The sequence below is a fragment of the Streptomyces sp. JNUCC 64 genome, from assembly GCF_054484115.1.
On sequence record NZ_CM137015.1, the window covers coordinates 2,707,742 to 2,730,703 of the forward strand.

At 72.9% G+C, this 22,962-nt stretch carries 18 protein-coding genes; 14 read left to right on the top strand and 4 right to left on the bottom strand.

What is annotated here, in order from left to right; all coding sequences use genetic code 11:
* Positions 1 to 106: 106 nt before the first annotated feature.
* Entirely contained in the window at positions 107 to 697 is a 591-nt protein-coding gene (locus ACVWNX_RS10815) for a malonic semialdehyde reductase (protein WP_454413689.1), read from the top strand.
* A 181-nt stretch (positions 698 to 878) separates the two neighbouring features.
* Here the strand turns inward: ACVWNX_RS10815 and ACVWNX_RS10820 are convergent, their stop codons facing one another.
* Positions 879 to 1,415, bottom strand: a complete 537-nt coding sequence (locus ACVWNX_RS10820) for a DUF4245 domain-containing protein (RefSeq protein ID WP_454413690.1) — start codon at positions 1,413 to 1,415, stop codon at positions 879 to 881.
* Between the two features lie 176 nt (positions 1,416 to 1,591).
* Here ACVWNX_RS10820 and glpX point away from each other — a divergent pair, with 176 nt between their 5' ends.
* Positions 1,592 to 2,626, top strand: coding sequence for a class II fructose-bisphosphatase (glpX, locus tag ACVWNX_RS10825; RefSeq protein ID WP_454413691.1), 1,035 nt, complete (start codon positions 1,592 to 1,594; stop codon positions 2,624 to 2,626).
* 347 nt (positions 2,627 to 2,973) lie between these two features.
* On the opposite strand, the gene ACVWNX_RS10830 is transcribed toward glpX, so the two are convergent.
* Together ACVWNX_RS10830 and ACVWNX_RS10835 are read right to left on the bottom strand one after the other, a co-directional pair.
* Positions 2,974 to 3,351, bottom strand: a complete 378-nt coding sequence (locus tag ACVWNX_RS10830) for a WhiB family transcriptional regulator (RefSeq protein ID WP_454413692.1) — start codon at positions 3,349 to 3,351, stop codon at positions 2,974 to 2,976.
* A 197-nt stretch (positions 3,352 to 3,548) separates the two neighbouring features.
* Entirely contained in the window at positions 3,549 to 4,238 is a 690-nt protein-coding gene (locus ACVWNX_RS10835; RefSeq protein ID WP_454413693.1) for a DUF1707 SHOCT-like domain-containing protein, read from the bottom strand.
* A 218-nt stretch (positions 4,239 to 4,456) separates the two neighbouring features.
* Here ACVWNX_RS10835 and ACVWNX_RS10840 point away from each other — a divergent pair, with 218 nt between their 5' ends.
* From ACVWNX_RS10840 to ACVWNX_RS10865, 6 genes are all read left to right on the top strand, one after another.
* Positions 4,457 to 6,124: a fumarate hydratase gene (locus ACVWNX_RS10840; RefSeq protein WP_454413694.1), complete on the top strand. Its 1,668-nt coding sequence runs from the start codon at positions 4,457 to 4,459 to the stop codon at positions 6,122 to 6,124.
* A gap of 278 nt (positions 6,125 to 6,402) precedes the next feature.
* Positions 6,403 to 7,875 (top strand): class II fumarate hydratase, encoded by a 1,473-nt coding sequence (locus ACVWNX_RS10845; RefSeq protein ID WP_454413695.1) that lies wholly within the window; start codon positions 6,403 to 6,405, stop codon positions 7,873 to 7,875.
* A gap of 404 nt (positions 7,876 to 8,279) precedes the next feature.
* Positions 8,280 to 8,951 carry a cytidylyl-2-hydroxypropylphosphonate hydrolase gene (gene fomD, locus ACVWNX_RS10850; RefSeq protein ID WP_454413696.1) on the top strand — a complete coding sequence of 224 codons (672 nt, stop codon included), beginning with the start codon at positions 8,280 to 8,282 and terminating at the stop codon, positions 8,949 to 8,951.
* Positions 8,952 to 9,044: 93 nt separating this feature from the next.
* Positions 9,045 to 9,758 carry a class I SAM-dependent DNA methyltransferase gene (locus ACVWNX_RS10855; RefSeq protein WP_454413697.1) on the top strand — a complete coding sequence of 238 codons (714 nt, stop codon included), beginning with the start codon at positions 9,045 to 9,047 and terminating at the stop codon, positions 9,756 to 9,758.
* An 89-nt stretch (positions 9,759 to 9,847) separates the two neighbouring features.
* Positions 9,848 to 12,040: an ATP-binding SpoIIE family protein phosphatase gene (locus ACVWNX_RS10860; protein ID WP_454413698.1), complete on the top strand. Its 2,193-nt coding sequence runs from the start codon at positions 9,848 to 9,850 to the stop codon at positions 12,038 to 12,040.
* A 261-nt stretch (positions 12,041 to 12,301) separates the two neighbouring features.
* Positions 12,302 to 13,765, top strand: a complete 1,464-nt coding sequence (locus tag ACVWNX_RS10865) for a catalase (protein WP_454413699.1) — start codon at positions 12,302 to 12,304, stop codon at positions 13,763 to 13,765.
* Between the two features lie 64 nt (positions 13,766 to 13,829).
* On the opposite strand, the gene ACVWNX_RS10870 is transcribed toward ACVWNX_RS10865, so the two are convergent.
* The gene (locus ACVWNX_RS10870; protein ID WP_454413700.1) at positions 13,830 to 16,187 is read right to left on the bottom strand and encodes a transglycosylase domain-containing protein; all 2,358 of its coding nucleotides are present in this window, start codon (positions 16,185 to 16,187) and stop codon (positions 13,830 to 13,832) included.
* A gap of 376 nt (positions 16,188 to 16,563) precedes the next feature.
* Here ACVWNX_RS10870 and ACVWNX_RS10875 point away from each other — a divergent pair, with 376 nt between their 5' ends.
* The 6 genes from ACVWNX_RS10875 (at position 16,564) to ACVWNX_RS10900 (ending at position 22,827) form a co-directional block, all read left to right on the top strand.
* Entirely contained in the window at positions 16,564 to 17,457 is an 894-nt protein-coding gene (locus ACVWNX_RS10875) for an SPFH domain-containing protein (RefSeq protein ID WP_454414712.1), read from the top strand.
* Positions 17,454 to 17,834, top strand: a complete 381-nt coding sequence (locus tag ACVWNX_RS10880; protein ID WP_454413701.1) for a type II toxin-antitoxin system antitoxin — start codon at positions 17,454 to 17,456, stop codon at positions 17,832 to 17,834. The genes ACVWNX_RS10875 and ACVWNX_RS10880 overlap by 4 nt, the downstream gene beginning before the upstream one ends.
* A gap of 271 nt (positions 17,835 to 18,105) precedes the next feature.
* Positions 18,106 to 18,849 (top strand): hypothetical protein, encoded by a 744-nt coding sequence (locus ACVWNX_RS10885; protein ID WP_454413702.1) that lies wholly within the window; start codon positions 18,106 to 18,108, stop codon positions 18,847 to 18,849.
* A gap of 383 nt (positions 18,850 to 19,232) precedes the next feature.
* Positions 19,233 to 19,757: a PadR family transcriptional regulator gene (locus ACVWNX_RS10890; RefSeq protein ID WP_454413703.1), complete on the top strand. Its 525-nt coding sequence runs from the start codon at positions 19,233 to 19,235 to the stop codon at positions 19,755 to 19,757.
* Positions 19,754 to 20,440, top strand: a complete 687-nt coding sequence (locus ACVWNX_RS10895) for an ABC transporter ATP-binding protein (protein ID WP_454413704.1) — start codon at positions 19,754 to 19,756, stop codon at positions 20,438 to 20,440. Before ACVWNX_RS10890 ends, ACVWNX_RS10895 begins: the two co-directional genes overlap by 4 nt.
* An 89-nt stretch (positions 20,441 to 20,529) precedes the next feature.
* Complete coding sequence (locus ACVWNX_RS10900; protein ID WP_454414713.1) at positions 20,530 to 22,827, top strand: ABC transporter permease; 2,298 nt, start codon at positions 20,530 to 20,532, stop codon at positions 22,825 to 22,827.
* Positions 22,828 to 22,962: the final 135 nt, after the last annotated feature.

A 22,962-nucleotide genomic window follows, 5' to 3' on the forward strand; every position in this document is an offset into this window, starting at 1 on the left:
CGTCGAACACCCTCCTTTTGTTGAAACTTCAACCTAAGCGGGGTACGGTGGACGCTGACTCCAGGGACGCCCATGCCGGGCCCCCACCCCGTTTGCGAAGGTATACATGTCTCTCGTACTGGACCCCACCGCCCAGGACCTCCTCTTCCGTGAGGCCCGCACCGCGAACTCCTTCACCGACGAGCCGGTGACCGAGGAGCAGGTGCAGGCGATCTACGACCTGGTCAAGTTCGGCCCGACCGCCTTCAACCAGTCCCCGCTCCGCGTGGTGCTGGTCCGTTCCACGGAGGCCCGCGCCCGACTCGCCCCGCACATGGCGGAGGGCAACCGGGCCAAGACGGAGAGCGCCCCGCTGGTCGCGATCCTCGCGGCGGACAACGAGTTCCACGAGGAGCTGCCGGAGCTGTTCCCGCACTTCCCGCAGGCGAAGGACGTCTTCTTCTCCGAGCGCCCGGTCCGTGAGGGCAGCGCGGGCGTCAACGCCGCCCTGCAGGCCGCCTACTTCATCATCGGCGTCCGGGCCGCCGGGCTCGCCGCCGGCCCGATGACGGGCTTCGACCCGGAGGGCGTGCGCAAGGAGTTCCTGGACGAGGACCACACCCCGCTGATGATCGTCAACATCGGCCGCCCCGGCCCGGACGCCTGGTTCCCGCGCTCCCCGCGCCTCTCGTTCGACCAGGTCGTCACGACCGTCTGAGGTCGCGCGACCCGGCCCGCCCCGGAACCGCGCGGCACACAGCACGCGCCCGGGGCACCCGGAGCACGACAAGCAAGAAGGAGCCCGGTGGACATCCGTCCACCGGGCTCCTTCGCGTCGCGCCGTCCCCGCGGGGACCACGCCCGCACCGGGTGCGCGCCGGGCGCCCCGGGCGCGCGGGTCAGGAGCCGCTCAGCGCGCCCGCCATCATCGCGAGCCGGGTGAAGGAGGCGGAGCCGAGCACCACGGTGGTCGCCCCGTCCTCGGTGCGGACCAACGCGTCGTACCGGTCGCCCTCGTACCGCTGCCAGGGCTCGCCCCCGACGGTCTGCCGGGTGCCGGTGTCCCGCGCGCCCCGGGTGACCCGGTCGACGAAGGCGCTCGGCTTGTCGGTGGACTGCTCGACCGCCACGTACTTGTTGTCCGGCGACCGGAAGCCGAGGTGCCAGTGGTCGGACTGGGCGCCCCGGTAGCGCACCGAGGTCGGCTTCCACTGCTCGGCCAGACCCTCGGGCGCGGCCACAGGATAGGGCGCCGCGCGGCGCGCGGTGAGCAGTTCCACCCGGTAGTCGACCGGCTTCAGCACCGGGTCCTTGTCGCCGTCGTGCGGCAGGAACAGCCACACGAATCCCGAGAGGAGCACCGTCACCGAGAGGGACAGCATCATGTTCCGTACGCTCTGCTTGCCGAGTCGGCTCGTTCCTGCCACGTCCTCCATCGTCGCAGGTCCCCTCCTCGCCCCCGGCACCGGCCCCGCGCACCGCTCCCCCGCCCGGCCCCGTCGCCCACCGTGACCGCTCATGCGTGGGGCCCCCTGCTCATTATGGCGACCTGCGGATAGAGTCGGATTTACACCCTCATCCGGCCGTCGTCGTATCAGAAAGGTGCGTCTCGATGACCGAACATCATCAGCTACCGACCGAACTCGAAGTCCCGTCCGAGGCTCCGGACCGCAACCTGGCCCTGGAACTCGTCCGGGTCACCGAGGCCGCCGCCATGGCCGCGGGCCGCTGGGTCGGGCGCGGCGACAAGAACGGCGCCGACGGCGCGGCCGTGCGGGCCATGCGCACCCTCGTCTCCACCGTGTCGATGAACGGCGTCGTCGTCATCGGCGAGGGCGAGAAGGACGAGGCCCCGATGCTCTTCAACGGGGAGCGGGTCGGGGACGGCACCGGCGCCGAGTGCGACATCGCCGTGGACCCCATCGACGGCACCTCGCTCACCGCCAAGGGCATGCCGAACGCGATCGCGGTGCTCGCCGCCGCCGACCGGGGCGCCATGTTCGACCCGTCCGCCGTCTTCTACATGGACAAGCTGGTGACCGGTCCCGAGGCCGCCGACTTCGTGGACATCGACGCCCCGGTGGCCGTGAACATCCGCCGGGTCGCCAAGGCCAAGCGCTCCTCCCCCGAGGACGTGACCGTGGTCATCCTCGACCGGCCGCGCCACGAGGGGGTCATCAAGGAGATCCGCGAGACGGGCGCCCGGATCAAGCTGATCTCGGACGGCGACGTGGCGGGCTCGGTGCTCGCGGTCCGCGAGGGCACCGGTGTGGACCTGATGCTGGGCATCGGCGGCACCCCCGAGGGCATCATCTCGGCCTGTGCGATGAAGTGCCTGGGCGGCACCATCCAGGGCAAGCTGTGGCCCCGCGACGAGGAGGAGCGCGAGCGCGCGCTCGCCGCCGGACACGACCTCGACCGGGTGCTGCACACCGACGACCTGGTCTCCGGTGACAACGTTTTCTTCGTGGCGACCGGCATCACCGACGGGGAGCTGCTGCGCGGGGTGCGCTACCGCTCCGAGACGGCGACGACCTCGTCCCTGGTGATGCGCTCCAAGTCCGGCACGATCCGTCAGATCGACTCGGTGCACCGGCTGGCGAAGCTGCGCGCGTACAGCGCCATCGACTTCGACCGCGCCAAGTAGCACCGCCCCGCGCCACCACGGCTCCGGCCGTGGTTCCCGGTACGGCGACGGGGTGTCCTGCTGTGCGGGAGGGCACCCCGTCGACCGTACGTACACGTGTACGCGCTCCGGAACCCGCCCCGGACCGGAAGGAACCGGGTCGGGCGGACGGAACAGCGGGACGACGACAGCGGACGGACGGCCGGAACGGCGACGACAGGGCGGGCAGCCGGACAGCCTGGCGGAAACGGCGGCACCCGGACGGGCAAGGGCGGCGGGACCGGACGGCGCGCCGACGGGCCGGCGACGTCCCGCCGGGCGGCCGGTGGGCCACCGAGCAGAGGTGGCGGCCGGGTGGGCCGCCGGGCTCAGCCCGCCGCCGCGACCGCGTCCGCCGCGCGCGCCGCCTTCTTCAGCTCCATCTCCCGACGGCGACGCCGGGCGAGGACCACCCGGCGCTCGGCGGCGGTGAGTCCGCCCCACACCCCGTACGGCTCGGGCTGGAGCAGCGCGTGCTCACGGCACTCGATCATCACGGGACACCGGCCGCACACCCGCTTCGCGGCCTCCTCGCGGGAGAGCCGGGCCGCCGTGGGCTCCTTCGACGGGGCGAAGAAGAGTCCCGCCTCGTCACGACGGCACACCGCCTCCGTGTGCCACGGGGCGTCCTGATCCCGATCCTGTGCTGGCGACCGCTGCGGTGGAACGTCGGCGACCTGCAGGTTCTGATGCGGCGGATGCAGCACGATCTACTCCTGACGACGGCTTCGCGAGGGAGCGGCGATGGACCAAGCCCTACCCGCTGTGCGTGCGCCTATGCACTGCGTCCCCGTTCCGAGGTGTTCTCGGACAGGTACGGACCAGTGGCGGAAAGCCGGAACCCGGCCTGCCGTCGCCCCCTGCGCGCCGTGCCCGGCTCCCCCCGGCCGGGGGGAGCCGCCGGTCACAGTCCGAGGTTCTTGCGCAACCGTTCGTTCCGGCCGAGGTGCTTGAGCGCGTTGACGATCCGGCGGCCGAGGCGGGCCTTGGCCTCGATGTTGCCGAGGACCGCGATGCCGTCCACGTAGACCACGGGGGCGCCCGGCTCGGCGGAGTCGAGGGTGTCCACCTCGAAGTTGCCGAGGACTCCGCCGCCGTTGCCGCGCAGGGAGACGTTCTCGGGGAGGAAGATCTCGACGTTGCCGAAGACGCTGACCGCCTTGATCACGATCTGCGGGTGTTCGAACACCGCCTCACTGAGGTCGATCTCGACGTTGCCGAAGACCGCGTAGGCGTGCGTCCTCGGGGAGACGCGCCAGCGGCCCCGGCGGGTGCTGCTGCTGAAGACCGCGACCAGGTTGTCCGCCGGTGCGGGCGGCACCGCCCCGGCGTCGGGGCGGGCGGGGGCGGGAACGGCCTGGGACGGGACGCCCGCCGCCGGGAGGTCCTGGACGTACGGCTCCAGTTCGGCCACCGTCTTGGCCTGATACACCCCCTCGACCCGCTCGGCGTGCTCGTCGGCGGTGAGGCGCCCCTCCGCGAGCGCCTCCCGGAGGATGTCCGCGACCCGGTCGCGGTCGGCGTCCGAGGCACGGAGCCGCACGGGTGCCGAGGGTGCCGGTTCCTGGGCTGCGGGGCGCTTTTCGAGGTCCACGGCCCAAGGTTACCCAGACGCGATAGATCGCGACTAGGGGCCGCGTCCCCGGGAATCCGGGGGCCACCGGGAGCCCCGGCAGGCCGCGCGCCCCGGACCCCGCAGCAGGACGGGCCCTTCCCACCCCCTCCCGGACCCCCCGGACCCCGGGATTACGCTGAAGGGTGCGCCTCCGACGGAGGGGGCGCGTCAGGGCCGCTGAGTGAGGAATGGGCGACATGCCAGAGTTTGCGTACTCCGATCTGCTCCCGCTGGGAGCCGACACCACGCCGTACCGCCTGGTGACCGCCGAGGGTGTGTCCACCTTCGAAGCGGACGGGCGCACGTTCCTCAAGGTGGAGCCGGAGGCCCTGCGCCGGCTGGCCGCCGAGGCGATCCACGACATCCAGCACTACCTGCGGCCCGCGCACCTCGCCCAGCTGCGGCGGATCATCGACGACCCGGAGGCGTCCGCCAACGACAAGTTCGTGGCGCTGGACCTGCTGAAGAACGCGAACATCGCCGCCGCCGGGGTGCTCCCGATGTGCCAGGACACCGGCACGGCGATCGTCATGGGCAAGCGCGGGCAGAACGTCCTCACCTCCGGGGGCGACGAGGAGGCCCTCTCGCGCGGGGTCTACGACGCGTACACCAAGCTGAACCTGCGGTACTCCCAGATGGCCCCGATCACCATGTGGGAGGAGAAGAACACCGGTTCCAACCTGCCCGCGCAGATCGAGCTGTACGCGACCGACGGCGGCGCCTACAAGTTCCTGTTCATGGCGAAGGGCGGCGGCTCGGCCAACAAGTCGTTCCTGTACCAGGAGACCAAGGCCGTCCTCAACGAGACCTCCATGATGAAGTTCCTGGAGGAGAAGATCCGCTCCCTGGGCACGGCGGCCTGCCCGCCGTACCACCTGGCGATCGTGGTCGGCGGCACCTCCGCCGAGTTCGCGCTGAAGACCGCCAAGTACGCCTCCGCCCACTACCTGGACGAGCTGCCCACCGAGGGGTCGCCGCTCGGCCACGGCTTCCGGGACGAGGAGCTGGAGCGGAAGGTCTTCGAGCTGACCCAGCGGATCGGGATCGGCGCGCAGTTCGGCGGCAAGTACTTCTGCCACGACGTGCGCGTGGTGCGGCTGCCCCGGCACGGCGCCTCGCTCCCCGTCGCCATCGCCGTGTCCTGCTCGGCCGACCGGCAGGCCGTGGCGAAGATCACCGCCGAGGGCGTCTTCCTGGAGCAGCTGGAGACGGACCCGGCGCGGTTCCTGCCCGACACCACCGACGCGCACCTGGCGGAGTCCGGTGACGTCGTCCGGATCGACCTCAACCAGCCGATGGACGACATCCTCGCCGAGCTGACCAAGTACCCGGTGAAGACCCGGCTGTCGCTGTCCGGGCCGCTGGTCGTCGCCCGGGACATCGCCCACGCCAAGATCAAGGAGCGGCTGGACGCGGGCGAGGAGATGCCGCAGTACCTCCGGGACCACCCGGTCTACTACGCGGGTCCCGCGAAGACCCCCGAGGGCTACGCCTCCGGCTCCTTCGGCCCCACCACGGCGGGCCGGATGGACAGCTACGTGGAGCAGTTCCAGGCGGCCGGCGGCTCCAAGGTGATGCTGGCCAAGGGCAACCGCTCCCAGCAGGTCACCGACGCCTGCGGCGGCCACGGCGGCTTCTACCTCGGCTCGATCGGCGGCCCGGCCGCCCGGCTCGCCCAGGACTGCATCAAGAAGGTCGAGGTGGTGGAGTACGAGGAGCTGGGCATGGAGGCGGTCTGGCGGATCGAGGTCGAGGACTTCCCGGCGTTCATCGTGGTGGACGACAAGGGCAACGACTTCTTCCGGGAGCCCGCCCCCGCCCCCACCTTCACCAGCATCCCGGTCCGCGGTCCGGGCCTGGGCTGACCCCGTACGCCCCCACGGGAGCCCCCGGCGCACCACGCGCCGGGGGCTCCCGCCGTTCCGCCTCCCGGGTGCCGCCCTCCCGGGAGGCGGAGCCCGTCCGGGGAAGGAGGGGAAGAAGAGGAAGGAGAGGAGTAAGGGGAACGAGGGAAGAGGGGAATAGCCGTGGACGGGCATCCGCTCACCAAGACGGAAGCCGACGGTCCGGCCGATCCCGGCCGGCCCGGCCACCTCTTCACCCCGACCGACCCGTTCACGACCCGTTCAGGAGGCACGACGCCATGGCCACCACCCCCGACGACGGCGACACCACGGACACCCCCGCGAACGCCCCGGGAGGCCCGGGCGCCCCGGACACCGGTCCCGACGGCGGCCCCTACCGGGTGGAGCGGGACTCGATGGGCGAGGTCCGGGTGCCCGCGCACGCGAAGTGGCGGGCGCAGACCCAGCGGGCGGTGGAGAACTTCCCGGTCTCCGGCCAGCGGCTGGAACGCTCCCACATCGAGGCCCTGGCCCGGATCAAGGGCGCCGCCGCCAAGGTCAACGCGGAGCTGGGCGTGATCGACCGGGACGTCGCGGACGCCATCGCCTCGGCCGCGGCGGAGGTCGCGGAGGGCCGCTGGGACGACCAGTTCCCGGTGGACGTCTTCCAGACGGGCTCCGGCACGTCCTCCAACATGAACACCAACGAGGTGCTGGCGACCCTGGCGGGCGAGCGGCTGGGGCGCCCGGTGCACCCCAACGACCACGTGAACGCCTCCCAGTCGTCCAACGACGTCTTCCCCTCCTCGATCCACATCGCGGCGACCGCCGCCGTCACCCGGGACCTGGTCCCCGCGCTGGAGCACCTGGCCGCCGCCCTGGAGCGCAAGGCCGCCGAGTTCGCGGACGTGGTGAAGTCCGGCCGCACCCATCTGATGGACGCCACCCCGGTCACCCTCGGCCAGGAGTTCGCCGGGTACGCGGCGCAGGTCCGGTACGGGGTGGAGCGGCTGCGGGCCTCGCTGCCCCGGCTGGCGGAGCTGCCGCTCGGCGGGACCGCCGTGGGCACCGGGATCAACACCCCGCCCGGCTTCTCCGCCGCCGTGATCGCCGAGGTCGCCGCCGCCACCGGACTGCCGCTGACCGAGGCCCGGGACCACTTCGAGGCGCAGGGCGCGCGGGACGGGATCGTCGAGACCAGCGGACAGCTGCGGACGGTCGCGGTGGGCCTGACGAAGATCGCCAACGATCTGCGGTGGATGGCGAGCGGCCCCCGCACGGGCCTCGCGGAGATCGTCCTGCCGGACCTCCAGCCCGGTTCCTCGATCATGCCCGGCAAGGTGAACCCGGTGGTCCCGGAGGCGGTGCTGATGGTCGCCGCCCAGGTCATCGGGAACGACACCACGATCACCGTGGCGGGGGCGGCCGGGAACTTCGAGCTGAACGTGATGCTGCCGGTGATCGGCAAGAACGTGCTGGAGTCCGTCCGGCTGCTGGCCAACGCGTCCCGGCTGCTGGCCGACCGCACGGTGGACGGGATCACCGCCGACCGGGAGCGGGCCCGGGAGTACGCGGAGTCCTCGCCGTCGGTGGTGACCCCGCTGAACCGGTACATCGGCTACGAGGAGGCCGCGAAGGTCGCCAAGCGGGCGCTCGCCGAGCGGAAGACCATCCGCGAGACGGTCCTGGAGGGCGGGTACGTGGACCGGGGCGAGCTGACCCTGGAGCAGCTGGACACCGCCTTGGACGTCCTGCGCATGACCCGCCCCTGACCCCTCCCCCGGGTTCACCGGGCGCCCTCTCCCTCCCCACGAACCGTGCCGCCCTGGACGCCCGCCCCCGCCCAGGTCGGACACCGGGCCCGGGCCGGGTGGGACGCCAGTCCCGGGCCCGGCAGGGTGCCGGGCCCGGTCGGCGGGCGCCCGGCACCCGGCCACGAGCCGCCCCGCGCTCCCGACCGCCCGTCGGGGCCCGCCCACCCCCGCCCCGCCCCGGGGACCCCCGCGCGAACCTCCCCGCGAGCCCCCGACCGGGGCCGTCGCGGGCGGGGGCGGCGGTCCCCGGGGCGGGGCGGAACGGCCCTCGGGGTCCCTCACACGCGTGACCCGCGCCGTCCGTAGGCCACCGGGATGACGTATTCGGCGCGTCGCCGGGCGCGGGAACCTACTATCTGGGCATGACGGGCGAGAACGACGCGGTGCGCGGGCGGTGGGAAGCGGGCGACCAGATCCTCTGGCGCTACCGGGCGATCGGCGGGGACGGCTTCCACATCTGCCGCCCGGTGACGGTGGTGCGCGACGCCCCGGAGCTGCTCGCCGTCTGGATGGCCCCGGGCACCGAATGCGTGCGCCCGGTGCTCGCCGACGGCACCCCGCCGCACGAGGAACCGCTCGCGACCCGCTACACGAAGCCCCGCACCGTGCTGCGCGACCGCTGGTCGGGCACCGGCGTGCTGAAGCTGGCCCGGCCCGGCGAGCCCTGGTCGGTGTGGCTGTTCTGGCACCCCGACTGGCGGTTCAAGAACTGGTACGTGAACCTGGAGGAGCCGCGGGTCCGGTGGGACGGCGGGGTGGACTCGGAGGACCACTTCCTGGACATCTCGGTCCGTCCGGACCGAAGCTGGAGGTGGCACGACGAGGACGAGTTCGCGCAGGCCCAGCGGGCCGGGCTGATGGGCCCGCGGCAGGCGCGCCGGGTACGGGAGGCGGGAGACGCGGCGGTCGAGGCGATCAGGGCGTGGGGTCCGCCGTTCTCGGACGGCTGGCCCGGGTGGCGACCCGACCCGGTTTGGCCGATTCCGGCCTTGCCCGACAACTGGGACCGCACGCCGGTGCACGTGTCCTCATGAGACCCTTGATGAGCCCCCCTGGGTCAACCGTAGGATCGTCCTCCGCAAGGGCGCGCAGCGGCAACTCCTTGAGCTTGCGCGAGGTCTGACAGGATGTCATCGAGGGGTGGCCACAGGGTGAGCGAGAGCGACGAGGCGTACGCGTCCTACGAGGGTCCGGACGGCGGCGTCCCCGACCGTACGGGCCAGGCGGAGGCGTTCGACGCCATCGGTGGACGCTACGACGAGGCCTTCCCCCACAAGGAGGGACAGGTCACCTCGGTGTCCCGGCTGATCGCCGCGCTGCCGCCCAAGGCCCGGGTCCTCGACGTCGGCTGCGGCACCGGCCTGCCCACCGCCCGCCAGCTGGTGGACGCGGGGTTCTCGGTGACCGGGGTGGACATCTCCGAGGGCATGCTGGAACTGGCGCGCGTCAACGTTCCCGAGGCCGAGTTCCACCAGTGGGATCTGGCCACCCTGCGGGTCGGCGGCCCCACCGGCCTCGGCCACTTCGACGGCATCACCTGCTTCTTCACACTGTTGATGCTGCCCCGCTCCGAAATACCCTATGCGCTGCGGCAGTTCCACCAGCTGCTGAAGCCGGGCGGAGTCCTCGCGCTCTCCATGGTGGAGGCCGACCTGGACGACGCCGAGATCCCGTTCATGAGCCACTTCATCCGGGTCTCCGGCTTCCTGCGGGAGGAACTGTCGCAGGTGGTCCGGGAGGCCGGGTTCGAGATCACCGACGAGGACCTGCACTCGTACGCGCCCGCGAGGGCCGACGCACCGCCCGAGCACCAACTGTTCCTCAACTGCCGACGCACCTGATCACCGTGTGCCGCGCGGTCGGATCCGGCACCTTCCGGTGACCGTCCGACCGCGGGGCGCGCAGCCCCGGACGGACGGATTCGACACGCGTGACGGAGCATCCCCTCCCCCCTGAGGGCCGCCAGTACGGCACGGCCGGTCCTCCCGCCGCCCCCGCGGACCCCCGTGGGGCGCTGCTGCGCGCCCAGGCGTCCCCGGAGGCCAGCGCCCCGGGAACGGCGAACGCGATGCCGTCCCAGCCCCGCCCCGGCGGGCCCCGGGGGACGGACGGGCCGCCGGGCCCCGACCACACCCAGCCCGGCCCGGCGGCGCCGACCGCCGCGGCCGGGACCTCCGGGCATCGCTCCCGGCCCGCCCCGAACGGGGTGCCCGCCCCGCCGGGCGGGGAGGGCACCGGCCACGAGGGCCGCACCGACGGCCAGGAGGCCCACGGCACCGCCCCGAGCGGTACGGAGGGCCCGGCCGAGCACGGCGAGGGCGGCACCCGTCAGGCCGACGGCGCCGCTCCCCCGGAGGCGCCGGCCGGACCGCCCGGCGGGGTCGAGCGGCGCGGCACCGGCGCCGCGCAGGGCGTGACCCACATGCGGCGCGACGGCGACCGGCTGCGGTTCGTGGGCGCCGCCACCCGGCGGATCGCCCGCGGTCTGGATCTGGACGAGATCGTGATGGGGCTGTGCCGGGCGACGGTGCCGACCTTCTCGGACGCGATCCTCGTCTACCTCCGCGATCCGCTGCCCGTCGGCGACGAACGGCCGATGGGCCCGGTGGTGCTGCGGCTGCGGCGCACCGACCGGATCCCCGAGGAGCGGGACACCGACGTCGGCGGCGCGCTGCCCGCGCTCCAGCTGGACCTGGACGCCACCGGCACCACCGAGCTGTGCACGGTACGGCCCGGCGGGGCGCTCGCCGAGGTGCTGCGCGGGGTGCGGCCGGTCTTCGCGGAGGACGCGATGGACGCCCTGCCGGAGCTGCTCGGGGAGACCCGGACGGTGCCCGGCGGACGGCACACCATCCTCGCCCCGCTGCGCGGCCGCCGCCGGGTGATCGGCGCGGCGATCTTCCTGCGCCGTCCGGACCGGGTCCCGTTCGACGGCGAGGACCTGCTGGTCGCGGCGCAACTGGCCACGCACAGCGCGCTCGGCATCGACAAGGCGGTGCTGTACGGGCGCGAGGCGTACATCGCGGACGAGCTGCAGCGCACCATGCTGCCGGAGACCCTGCCCCGGCCGACCGGGGTGCGGCTGGCCTCGCGCTACCTCCCGGCGGCGGAGACCGCGCGGGTCGGCGGCGACTGGTACGACGCGATCCCGCTGCCCGGCAGCCGGGTCGCCCTGGTCGTGGGCGACGTCATGGGGCACTCGATGACCTCCGCCGCGATCATGGGTCAGCTGCGGACCACCGCGCAGACCCTCGCCGGTCTCGACCTGCCGCCCCAGGAGGTCCTGCACCACCTGGACGAACAGGCCCAGCGGCTCGGTCACGACCGGATGGCGACCTGCCTCTACGCGGTGTACGACCCGGTATCGCACCGCATCACCATCGCCAACGCGGGGCACCCGCCGCCGGTCCTGCTGCACCTGGGCGGCCGGGCGGAGGTGCTGCGGGTCCCGGCCGGGGCGCCGATCGGGGTCGGCGGGGTCGACTTCGAGGCGGTGGAGCTGGACGCGCCCGCCGGGGCGACGCTGCTGCTGTACACGGACGGACTGGTCGAGTCCCGGCTGCGGGACGTGGTGGCCGGGATCGAGCAGTTGCGGGCCCGGCTGGAGGCCACCGCGCAGCTCACCGGGCCGGACCATCCGCCGCCGCTGGAAGCGCTGTGCGACGAGGTCCTGGACATGCTGGGGCCGGGCGACCGGGACGACGACATCGCCCTGCTGGCCGCGCGGTTCGACGGGATCGCCCCGAGCGACGTCGCCTACTGGTTCCTGGAACCAGACGAGAGGGCGCCCGGCAAGGCCCGTCGGCTGGCCCGGGTCGCGCTGAAGCGGTGGGACCTGGAAGACCTCACGGACGCGGTGGAGCTGCTGGTCAGCGAGGTGGTGACGAACGCGGTGCGGTACGCGTCACGGCCGGTGACGCTACGGCTGCTGCGGACGGACGTGCTGCGCTGCGAGGTCGGTGACGACGTTCCGCAGCTGCCGAGGCTGCGGCAGGCGCGGGCCACCGACGAGGGCGGTCGCGGGCTGTACCTGGTGAACCGGCTGGCCCGGCGCTGGGGCGCCACCCGGTTGAGCACCGGCAAGGTCGTGTGGTTCGAGCTGAACCGCAACCCCGGGACGTAACGGCCCCCGTCCCGGCGGCCACCGGTCCGTCCGCCGTCCTCCGCCCCCGTCCCGGTCTCCCGGGGCGGGGGCGGACCGCTCGGCGCGCCCGGACGGGGCGGACGGGCCGGTGCCTGGGGCCCGGGAGCCCGCGGGCGGGGGGCGGCGCAAATGTTGCCGACCTCCCGTCGGCGGAGTTCACTGGCGTGGTGGCCGAAGCGACCACGCCCCGGGGGACATCCCCCGGTGTCCCCCGGCACCCTCACGCATGGGAGGACGCTCGTGACCGAGGCACGGAAACCCGCCCCGTACACGACGGACAACGCCGGCATCCCCGTCGAGAGCGACGAGCACTCGCTGACGGTCGGCCCGGACGGGCCGGTCCTGCTCCAGGACCACTATCTGATCGAGAAGATGGCCCAGTTCAACCGGGAACGGGTCCCGGAGCGGGTCGTGCATGCCAAGGGCAGCGGCGCGTACGGGTCCTTCGAGGTCACCAATGACGTCAGCCAGTTCACCAAGGCGGACCTCTTCCAGCCGGGCAGACGCACCGAGGCACTGGCCCGGTTCTCCACGGTCGCCGGTGAGCAGGGCTCCCCCGACACCTGGCGCGACCCGCGCGGCTTCGCGCTGAAGTTCTACACCGCGCACGGCAACTACGACCTGGTCGGCAACAACACCCCGGTGTTCTTCGTCCGGGACGCCCAGAAGTTCCAGGACTTCATCCGTTCCCAGAAGCGCCATCCGCGCACCGGGCTGCGGAACAACGACATGCAGTGGGACTTCTGGACGCTGTCGCCGGAGTCCGCGCACCAGGTCACCTGGCTGATGGGCGACCGGGGCGTGCCGAAGTCGTACCGCTTCATGAACGGCTACGGCTCCCACACCTACCTCTGGGTCAACGGCGGCGGCGAACGCTTCTGGATCAAGTACCACCTGAAGACCGACCAGGGCATCGAGTTCCTCACCCAGGCGGAGGCCGACGAGCTGGCGGGCACCGACGCGGACCTGCACCGCCGGGACCTCTACGAGTCCATCGAGGCGGGCGAGGGGCCGTCCTGGACGATGTACGTGCAGGTGATGCCGTTCGCGGACGCGGCGGACTACCGGTTCAACCCGTTCGACCTGACGAAGGTGTGGCCGCACGGCGACTACCCGCTGATCGAGGTGGGGCGGCTGACCCTGGACCGCAATCCGGAGGACTACTTCGTCCACATCGAGCAGGCGGCGTTCGAGCCCTCCAGCCTGGTGCCGGGCATCGGCCCGTCCCCGGACAAGATGCTGCTGGGCAGGTTGTTCTCGTACCCGGACACCCATCGGTACCGGATCGGCCCCAACTACGCGCAGCTGCCGCCGAACCGTCCGCACTCGCCGCTCGGCTCGTACGCCAAGGACGGTCCGATGCGGTACGAACCGGCGAACGTGGCGGTGCCCTACGCGCCCAACTCGTACGGCGGTCCGGCGGCGGACACCCAGCGGTTCGGGGAGGTCGCGGGGTGGGAGTCGGCCGGGGAGATGGTCCGCGAGGCGTACTCCCTCCACCGGGAGGACGACGACTGGGGGCAGGCGGGCACGCTGGTGCGACAGGTGCTCGACGACGCGGCCCGGGACCGGCTGGTGGCCAATGTGAGCGGTCATCTGCTGGCCGGGGTGAGCCGTCCCGTCCTGGACCGGGCCGTCCAGTACTGGCGGAACGTCGACCAGGCCCTCGGGGACCGGATCGCCGCGAACGTCGACGGCGGCTGACCCCGGAGAGCGGACGAGGGGCCGGGACCGTGTGGTCCCGGCCCCTCGCGGCTTCCGGTGGTGCTCAGCCGTCCTGGGGCGCGTCCAGCGCGGGCGGCGGCTCCGCGGGTCTGCTGGGGCTGGTGCTCGGGGGCGGCGGGGTGGACGGGCCGGGCGGGGTGCCGTCGCCCGGGTCGGGGCTCTGGCTGGTGGTCGGCGGCGGGGCGCTGGTGCCGCCGCTGGTCACCGGGGGCTCCGGTTCGGGCTCGGGGGACGGGCTGACCGGGACGGTCGGCCGCGAGGTGGTGGGCTCGGGCTCCGGCTCGGACGGGGAGGCGGGGACGGAGGGCTCCACCGAGGTCGGCGGGACGCTGGGCTCGGTGGACGGCTCGACGGGCTTGGTCCGCCCGGTCTCCAGGTCGAACTCGGTGGGCTCGCCCATGGCGTCGAAGGTGTAGGCGGCCCAGATCCGGGCGGGGATGCCGCCGCCGTTGACCCGGCCGCCGCCCGCCGCGCCCCGCAGGGTGGTCTGGGCGCCCCGGGCGATCTTCTTGCCGTCCTCCCCCTCGCGGGCCTTGGCGGCCTCGCCGAAGAGTCCGACGGCGGTGACCAGGTCGGGGGTGTAGCCGGTGAACCAGGCCGAGCGGTTCTCGTCGGAGGTGCCGGTCTTGCCCGCCACCTCCTGCTCGGGGTTGCGGACCGCGCTGCCCGTGCCGTCGTCGTCGTCCACCACTCCGGTGAGGAGGGAGGTGACGGCGTCGGCGGTGGAGCGCTTGACGGCCCGGCCGCCGACCGGGTCCGGGAGGTCGACCGTGCGGTCCTTGTGGGTGGCGGACCTGAGGACGGCGGGGCGCACCTTCTCGCCGTGGTTGTCGAGGGTGGCGTAGACCCCGGCCATCTCCAGCGGGCTGGCGCCCATGGTGCCGAGGGTCTGGGCGGGGACCGCCTCCAGTCCCTTCACGTCCATGCCGAGCGCGCCCGCGGTGCTCATCACCTCGTCCATGCCGACGTCCACGCCCATCTGCGCGAAGACGGAGTTCACGGACTTGTTCATGGCCTTCTGGACGGTGACCGGGCCGTAGTCCACATCGCCCTGGTTGGGCGGGGCGAAGGCCACGTCGCTGCCTTCGACGGGGCGTTCGCTGTCGCCGTCGTAGACGGTCGCGGCGGTGATGTCCTCGTCGTCCTGGGTGGTGGCGCCGCGTTCCAGGGCGGCCGCGTAGATCAGCGGCTTGAAGGTGGAGGCGGGCTGGTAGTCACGGCGGGTCGCGTTGTTGGTGTAGTGCTTGACGTAGTCGACGCCGCCGTACATCGCGAGGACCGCGCCGGTCTCCGGGTCGACGGAGGCGGCACCGGCCTGGACGTCGGCGTCCACCGGCCGCTGCTTGGGCTTGAGCTTGCCGGTCAGCTCCTGCTTGACGGCCTTCTCCAGCAGGGCCTGCTTCTTCTTGTCGATGTTGAGGGTGAGCGTCCAGCCACCGGCCTGGACCAGCGTCTCGGCCTCGGCCTGGGTCATGCCCTCGTCGCGGAACTGCTTCTCCAGCTCGCGGTTGGCGGCCTCGACCAGGTAACCGGCCTGGCCGCTCAGCCCGGGCGCGGGACGCGGGGTCTTGGGCACCGGGAACTTCAGACCGTCGCGTTCGGCCTTGTCCAGCCAGCCCTTCTCGACCATGTTGTCGAGGGCCTTGTTCCAGCGCACGGTGACGAGCTTCTTGCCCCGTTCGGAGGCGGCGGCCCAGTCGTACTGGCTGGGGGCCTGGAGCAGGGCGGCGAGGTAGGCGCCCTGGGCGACGTCCAGGTCCTCGGCGTCCACCCGGTAGTACGCCTGGGCGGCGGCCTGGATGCCGTACGCGCCCCGGCCGTAGTAGCTGGTGTTGATGTAGCCCGCGAGGATGTCCTCCTTGGAGGTCTCCCGGTCCACCTTCAACGCGATGACCAGCTCCTTCAGCTTGCGGCTGACGGTCTGGTCCTGGGTGAGGTAGTAGTTCTTGACGTACTGCTGGGTGATGGTGGAGCCGCCCTGCTTCCCCTTGCCCGCGAGGGTGTTGAGGATGCCCCGGGCGGTGCCCTTGAGGTCGACGCCCCGGTCCGAGTAGAAGGACTTGTTCTCGATCGCGACGAAGGTGCGCTGGACCTCCTTCGGCACCCGGGACAGCTCGACTATCTCGCGGTTCACCTCGCCGGTGCGGGCCAGGATGGTGCCGTCGCGGTACTTGTAGACGTTGCTCTGCTGCTTGGCGTGGTCGTTGCCCTCGGGTATGTCCACGACCAGGTACAGGATCACGAAGCCGAGCATGCCGAGCAGGATCACGCCGAAGAAGGTGCCGAGCAGCTTCCGCCAGGTCAGGAACCTGCGGATCCCGGTGCGGCCGCCGCGCGCCGGGCGTCCGCGCCGCGCGCGCCCGGCGCGCTGTCGTGCCCGTCGTTCCTCAGCTCGCCCCATGGGTCAGTCCGCTCCGCTTCTCGTCGTTCTCGTCGTTCTCGCCGCTGTCTCACCCGTCCGGGTAAGGGTGGGGTCGTCCCCCTCCGCCGGTTCCGAAGCTAACACCGCACCTCGGGACAGAATCCGGCAGATCGGGCGATTTCCTGACGTGACAATGAGCACCCGCCTTCTCAAGAACCGACGACCCGGGGGTGCGGAAGGTTGCCGCTGGCGCTAAAGTGATATCACTTTGCTAGAGCAGTCCGGGGCGAACCGTCGCCCCGGACCACGAGGGACGGGGGTGGCCATGTCCGGAGGACGGAACGGCACGGAGGCCGCGGACGCGGCACGGGGCGGCACCGGAGGGAACGGGACCGGGGCGGACGAACCGCTCGGGATGCCGGCTCCCGGGGTGACGGAGTTCCCCGCGCACAGCATCGGCGGCGGCCTCGCGCTGCTGCTCGGACTGCTCGGGATGGGAGCCGGGGCGGCCCTGGTCGTCCTCGGCGCGGTGCTCACCAGCGGCGGGGTCCTGGCGGCGCTGCTGATCACCGGCGTCCTGGTGATCCTCGCCTCGATCATCGCGACGAGCGGACTCAACATGGTGGCGCCCGGCGAGGCCCGGGTGGTCCAGCTCTTCGGCCGCTACCGGGGCACCATCCGCACCGACGGACTGCGCTGGGTCAACCCGTTCACCACCCGGCAGAGGATCTCCACCCGGGTCCGCAACCACGAGACCGCGGTCCTCAAGGTCAACGACGCCTACGGCAACCCCATCGAACTGGCGGCGGTCGTGGTGTGGCGGGTCGAGGACACCGCGCGGGCCGTCTTCGAGGTGGACGACTTCCTGGAGTTCGTCGCCACCCAGACCGAGTCCGCCGTCCGGCACATCGCCATCGAGTACCCGTACGACGCCCACGACGAGAACGGGCTGTCGCTGCGCGGCAACGCCGAGGAGATCACCGAGAAGCTCTCGGACGAGCTGCGCGTCCGGGCCGACGCGGCGGGCGTCCAGATCATCGAGTCGCGGTTCACCCACCTCGCCTACGCGCCGGAGATCGCCTCGGCGATGCTCCAGCGGCAGCAGGCCGGGGCCGTGGTCGCCGCGCGGCGGCTGATCGTGGACGGGGCGGTCGGCATGGTGGAGGCCGCGATCGAGCGGATCACCGAGCAGGACCTCGTGGAGCTGGACCAGGAGCGCAAGGCCGCGATGGTCTCCAACCTGCTGGTCGTGCTCTGCGGCGAACGGGCCGCGCAGCCGGTGCTCAACACGGGATCGCTGTACCAGTGACCCCCGACGGCCAGACCCCTCCGGCGGACGGGCCCCCCGGGTCCGGTCCCCCGGAAGGGCGTGCCACGGGATCCGGGGCGCCGGACGGCGGGGCGCCGGAGGCCGACCCGGCCGCGCCCCGCGCCCCCCGGCGCAAGGCCCCCGCCGCGCGCAAGCAGGTCCTGCTGCGGCTGGACCCGCTGGTCTACGACGCGCTGGCCCGCTGGGCCGGGGAGGAACTGCGCAGCGCCAACGCGCAGATCGAGTTCCTGCTGCGCAGGGCGCTGGGGGAGGCCGGACGGCTGCCGGGTGCGGCGGGCCCCATCGCCCGCCGGGGCCGTCCGCCGGGACCGGCGGAGCCGCCCCGGGAACCTCCCGCCGGACGACCCCCCGACTGACGGACGGCACCGCTCCGACGGACGGAGGGCGACCCGACGGACGGACCGACGGGGGCGGCGCCCCGGGTGCCCGGGGCGGTGGACGCCGGGGCCGCCCCGACCGGGGGAAGGTGATGTCCGGGTTCGCGAACGGCGTTGCAGGATCGATCCGGCCATTTCCCCGGCCGGGACGGCCGTTCGGCGCCAACTTGCCGAACGCGGGCTTCTCCCACAGGAAGGGACCTTGCTAGAACTCGCGTAGTCGTCCGCACGCACCCCAGGAGGGGACCGCATGAGCGCGAGCACAGCACGGCACTCCCGCACCAGCGAGAACGGCGAGCACGGCGCGACGCACGACACCCGGGGGAACTCCCGGGGAAGGAGAGGCGGACGGGGCCCGTTAGGCCGCGTCACCCGGGTACTGGTGGCACTCGGCCTCGCCGCCGCCCTCGTCCCGGCCGGTCTGACCGGCGCCTGGGCGAAGGAAGGGGCGGCAGCTCCGGCCGCTCCGCCGAAGACCACCGCGGAGGCGCTCCAGACGCCCGGAACCGCCACCGCGAAGACCTACCCGAAGGGCATGACGGCCCTCCAGGCGCTGAAGGCGGAGCGGAAGCGGCTCGGCATCCGCGCCTCCGCCGTCGAACCCCGGATCGTCTGCTACCGGGCGTACGTCCAGGGCCTGGGCTGGCTCGGCGCCATCTGCGACGGCTACCCCGTCGGCTCCGTCGGCCTCAAGCGGGCCATCGAGTCGCTCCAGATCGCGATCGGGGGCACCAAGGGCTTCTGCACCAACGCCTATCTCCTCGGACGCTGGCAGACCGAGCACTGCCACCTCACCGACACCCCCGGCTCCGTGACCCTGGGCACCATCGGCCACCCGATGGAGGCGGTGTTCCTGCGCGTCGGCAGCGGGCCGCTGTCGGCCCGGGCGCACGTCGCGGGACTGGGCGACATGCCCATCCTGTACGGCACCCATCTGATCATCGGCACGACGGGACAGAACCGGCGCCTCGAAGCGATCTGGATCGCGGTCTGATCCCGTTCCCGTCCTGAGGGCGGGCGGCGCCGACCACTGGCGCCCGCCTCCCGCGCCTCCCCCCGAAGCCCACCGCGTGACGCGCCCCGGAGCCGGTTCCCCCCGGCCCGGGGCGTTCCGCTGGGTAGGTCCGGAGCGCCCGACGAACGAGGCCGGGGGCGTCCGGCGAGCCGCTCCCGGGCGTTCCGCGAGCCGGTCGGGCACCCCGGCCGGGCGGTTCAGGAGCCCGGTCGGAGCCCGCCCCGCCGCCGGGACGTCAACCCGCCGAACCCCTGTCACCCAACCGTGACAAACACCGCTGACCTGCGAAGACAGCTATACATCCCGTGTATATACACACCGCGTATACCTCGCGTGTATACGTGATGTGTACAGTTCTCGGCATGTCCATCGGTCACACATTGCTGGGTCTCCTGGAGTCCGGCCCCCGCCACGGCTACGACCTGAAGCGGGCCTTCGACGAGAAGTTCGGTCAGGACCGTCCCCTGCACTACGGGCAGGTCTACTCGACCATGTCCCGGCTGCTGAAGAACGGGCTCGTCGAGGTCGACGGGATCGAGGCGGGGGACGGGCCCGAGCGCAAGCGGTACGCCGTCACCGACGCGGGCGTCACCGACGTCCGACAGTGGCTCGCCACGCCGGAGAAGCCCGAGCCCTACCTCCAGTCCACCCTGTACACCAAGGTCGTCCTCGCGCTGCTCACCGACCGCGATGCGAGCGGGATCCTCGACACCCAGCGCTCCGAACACCTGCGGATGATGCGCGCCCTCACCGAGCGCAAGCGCAAGGGCGACTTCGCCGACCAGCTCATCTGCGACCACGCCCTGTTCCACCTCGAAGCCGATCTGCGCTGGCTCGAACTCACCGCCGCGCGCCTCGACAAGCTCGCCCAGGAGGTGCGCCGATGACACCCGACGGCTCCCTGTTGACCGCCACCGACCTGCGCAAGGCGTACGGCCCCACCCCCGCGCTCGACGGCGCCCACTTCTCGATCCACGCGGGCGAGGTCGTCGCCGTGATGGGTCCCTCCGGCTCCGGCAAGTCCACGCTGCTGCACTGTCTGGCCGGGATCGTCCCCCCGGACTCCGGCTCCATCCGGTACCGGGGGCATGAGCTGAGCACCCTGTCCGACGCCCAGCGCAGCGCCCTGCGCCGCACCGAGTTCGGGTTCGTGTTCCAGTTCGGCCAGCTCGTACCGGAGCTGACCTGCGTGGAGAACGTGGCGCTGCCGTTGCGGCTGAGCGGCACCGGCCGCCGGGCCGCCGAGGCCACCGCCATCGAGTGGATGAGCCGACTGGAGGTGGACGACGTCCGCGACAAGCGGCCCGGCGAGGTCTCCGGCGGCCAGGGCCAGCGGGTCGCCGTGGCACGTTCGCTCGTCACCGGCCCCCGGGTGCTCTTCGCGGACGAGCCCACCGGCGCCCTCGACTCGCTCAACGGCGAGCGGGTGATGGAGCTGTTCACGGAGGCGGCCCGGTCCACCCAGGCGGCCGTCGTCCTGGTCACCCACGAGGCCCGGGTGGCCGCCTACTCCGACCGCGAGATCGTCGTCCGCGACGGCAAGTCCCGCGACATGGAGCGGATCGTATGAGCACCACCCGTACCCGGCCCTCGTCCGGCCGGGCCACCACCGGGGCCGGTCTGCCCGACCCGGGCGGCAGCCTGCTGCGCGAGCTGCTGATGGGCGTCCGGTTCGCCCTCACCGGCGGCCGGGAGGCGTGGACCCGCACCGTCCTGACCGCGATCGGCGTCGGACTGGGCGTCAGCGCCCTGCTGCTGGCGGCCTCCGTGCCCAACGCCATGGCCAGCCGGGACATGCGCGGCGACGCGCGCACCGACTTCACCAACTCCGTGGACGGCCCCGCCACCGACAGCACCCTGCTGCTGCGGGCCACCGACACCACCTTCCGCGAGCACGACATCCGGGGCAGGCTGATCCACCCCGAGGGCCCCCGCGCCCCGCTGCCGCCCGGTGTCGCCGCCTTCCCCGGCGACGGCGAGATGGCCGTCTCCCCCGCGCTGCGCGAGCTGCTGGCCTCCCCCGAGGGGAAGCCGCTGCGCGAGCGCATCCCGTACGAGATCGTCGCGGAGATCAAGCCGAACGGGCTGGTCGGCCCCTATGAGATGACCTACTACGCGGGCTCCGACGAGCTGGACGGCGCCTACGGGACCGACGGGCACGGCATGCGTCTCGACGGGTTCGGCGAACCGGTCGAGGCGGAGCCGATCGACCCGGTCCTGATGCTGCTGGTGCTGATCATCCTCGTGGTGCTGCTGATGCCGGTGGCCGTGTTCATCGCCGCCTCCGTCCGCTTCGGCGGCGACCGCCGGGACCGCAGGCTCGCCGCGCTCCGGCTGGTCGGCGCGGACTCCCGCGCCACCCGCAGGATCGCCGCGGGCGAGGCCGTCGCCGGTGCCCTGCTGGGGCTGGCCGTCGGCGCGGGGCTGTTCTTCGCCGGGCGGCGGCTCGCGGGCCGCGTCCCGGTCGCGGAGGTGTCCGCCTTCCCCGAGGACTTCACCCCCAGTCCGGTGCTCGCCGCGCTGGTCGTCGTCGCCGTCCCCCTCGCCGCGGTCGCCGTCACCCTGCTGGCGCTGCGCGGCGTGGTCATCGAGCCGCTCGGCGTGGTGCGCGCCGCCAAGCCCCGCAAGCGGCGGCTGCTGTGGCGGCTGCTGCTCCCGGTCGGCGGTCTGGCCCTGCTCGTCCCGCTGATCTGGTCGAGCGGCGGCGGCTACTACAACACGTACATGGTCGTCGGTGGCGCGGTGCTGATGCTCCTGGGAGTCACCGCCCTGCTGCCCTGGGCCGTGGAGGCCGTGGTGGGCAGGCTCGGTCGCGGCCCGGTGGCCTGGCAGCTCGCCGTCCGCCGCCTCCAGCTCAACGGCGGCGCCGCCGCCCAGACGGTCAACGGCATCGCCGTCGCCGTCGCCGGGGCCATCGCCCTGCAGATGCTGTTCTCCGGAGTGGACGACGACTACTACGTCCCCACCGGGCAGGATCTGAGCGTCGCCCAGATGGAGGTGCTCAGCCCCCGTTCGGTGCCGTTGGCCGAGGTCACCCGGGCCCTGGACGGCACCCCCGGAGTGCGGCGCACCAGCGGCGTCGGCACCGTCTGGGTCGCCCATCACCCGATCGACGAGGAAGGCGGCCGGATCGAGCTGACCGTGGGCGACTGCGAGGCGCTCGCCAAGCTGGCGAAGCTGCCCTCCTGCCGCGACGGCGACGTGTTCCGCATCGCCAGTACGACGGAGGCCGGCAAGGAGGCCAAGCGCCGCGCCACGCCCGGCGCCACGCTGTACGCGAACACCGTCGGCACCGACGTCAAGGCCGACCGGGCCCGGTGGGAACTGCCCGCCACGGTGCGCAAGGCCGAGCAGAAGAACGACCCCACCGGGTACGAGCGCGAGGGCCTGCTCGCCACGCCGGGCGCCTTCCCCGAGTCGCTCAGCCCGCTGCTGAAGAGCCGGGTCTTCGTCGGCCTGGAGCCCGGGCACGCGGACGCCCCGGAGAACGTGCGCACCGCCGCGGCCGTGCTGAGCCCCTTCACCAGCACGGTGGAGTACTCGGTGACGGAGGTCAGCAACCGGTTCGAGAAGGTGCGGATGGCGCTCTTCGTCGGCGCGGCCTGTGTGCTGCTGCTGATCGGGGCGAGCCTGCTGGTCTCGCAGACCGAGCAGCTCAGGGAGCGGCGCAAGCTGCTGGCGGCGCTGGTGGCCTTCGGCACCCGGCGGCGGACGCTGGCCTGGTCGGTGCTGTGGCAGACGGCGGTGCCGGTCGGACTGGCGCTGGTCCTGGCGCTGGGCTTCGGACTGCTGCTGGGCATGGTGCTGCTGTTCGTGGTGCAGACCCCGCCAGCGGTGCCCTGGGCGGCCGTCGGAGCGATGACCGGGGCCGGAGCGGCGGTCGTCCTGCTGGTGACGGCCCTGAGCATGCCGGTGCTGATGCGGCTGATGCGTCCGGAGGGACTGCGCACCGAGTGACCGGTGCCAGCCCCGCACGGCGGGAACGGGTGCGCCCGCGGTCCTCTCGACGAGGACCGCGGGCGCACCCGTCCGGTGTCTCCGGGGGCCGGGGCAAGCGGGGCGAGCGGGGCAAGCGGGGGATGTCGCCGAGGG

What these genes read in the sequence shown, in the direction of transcription:
- ACVWNX_RS10815 (WP_454413689.1), top strand. Translation starts at nt 107, where the DNA reads ATGTCTCTCGTACTGGACCCCACCGCCCAGGACCTCCTCTTCCGTGAG.
- ACVWNX_RS10820 (WP_454413690.1), bottom strand. Translation starts at nt 1,415, where the DNA reads ATGGAGGACGTGGCAGGAACGAGCCGACTCGGCAAGCAGAGCGTACGG.
- glpX (WP_454413691.1), top strand. Translation starts at nt 1,592, where the DNA reads ATGACCGAACATCATCAGCTACCGACCGAACTCGAAGTCCCGTCCGAG.
- ACVWNX_RS10840 (WP_454413694.1), top strand. Translation starts at nt 4,457, where the DNA reads ATGCCAGAGTTTGCGTACTCCGATCTGCTCCCGCTGGGAGCCGACACC.
- ACVWNX_RS10845 (WP_454413695.1), top strand. Translation starts at nt 6,403, where the DNA reads ATGGCCACCACCCCCGACGACGGCGACACCACGGACACCCCCGCGAAC.
- fomD (WP_454413696.1), top strand. Translation starts at nt 8,280, where the DNA reads ATGACGGGCGAGAACGACGCGGTGCGCGGGCGGTGGGAAGCGGGCGAC.
- ACVWNX_RS10855 (WP_454413697.1), top strand. Translation starts at nt 9,045, where the DNA reads ATGTCATCGAGGGGTGGCCACAGGGTGAGCGAGAGCGACGAGGCGTAC.
- ACVWNX_RS10870 (WP_454413700.1), bottom strand. Translation starts at nt 16,187, where the DNA reads ATGGGGCGAGCTGAGGAACGACGGGCACGACAGCGCGCCGGGCGCGCG.
- ACVWNX_RS10875 (WP_454414712.1), top strand. Translation starts at nt 16,564, where the DNA reads ATGCCGGCTCCCGGGGTGACGGAGTTCCCCGCGCACAGCATCGGCGGC.
- ACVWNX_RS10885 (WP_454413702.1), top strand. Translation starts at nt 18,106, where the DNA reads ATGAGCGCGAGCACAGCACGGCACTCCCGCACCAGCGAGAACGGCGAG.
- ACVWNX_RS10890 (WP_454413703.1), top strand. Translation starts at nt 19,233, where the DNA reads ATGTCCATCGGTCACACATTGCTGGGTCTCCTGGAGTCCGGCCCCCGC.
- ACVWNX_RS10895 (WP_454413704.1), top strand. Translation starts at nt 19,754, where the DNA reads ATGACACCCGACGGCTCCCTGTTGACCGCCACCGACCTGCGCAAGGCG.
- ACVWNX_RS10900 (WP_454414713.1), top strand. Translation starts at nt 20,530, where the DNA reads ATGGGCGTCCGGTTCGCCCTCACCGGCGGCCGGGAGGCGTGGACCCGC.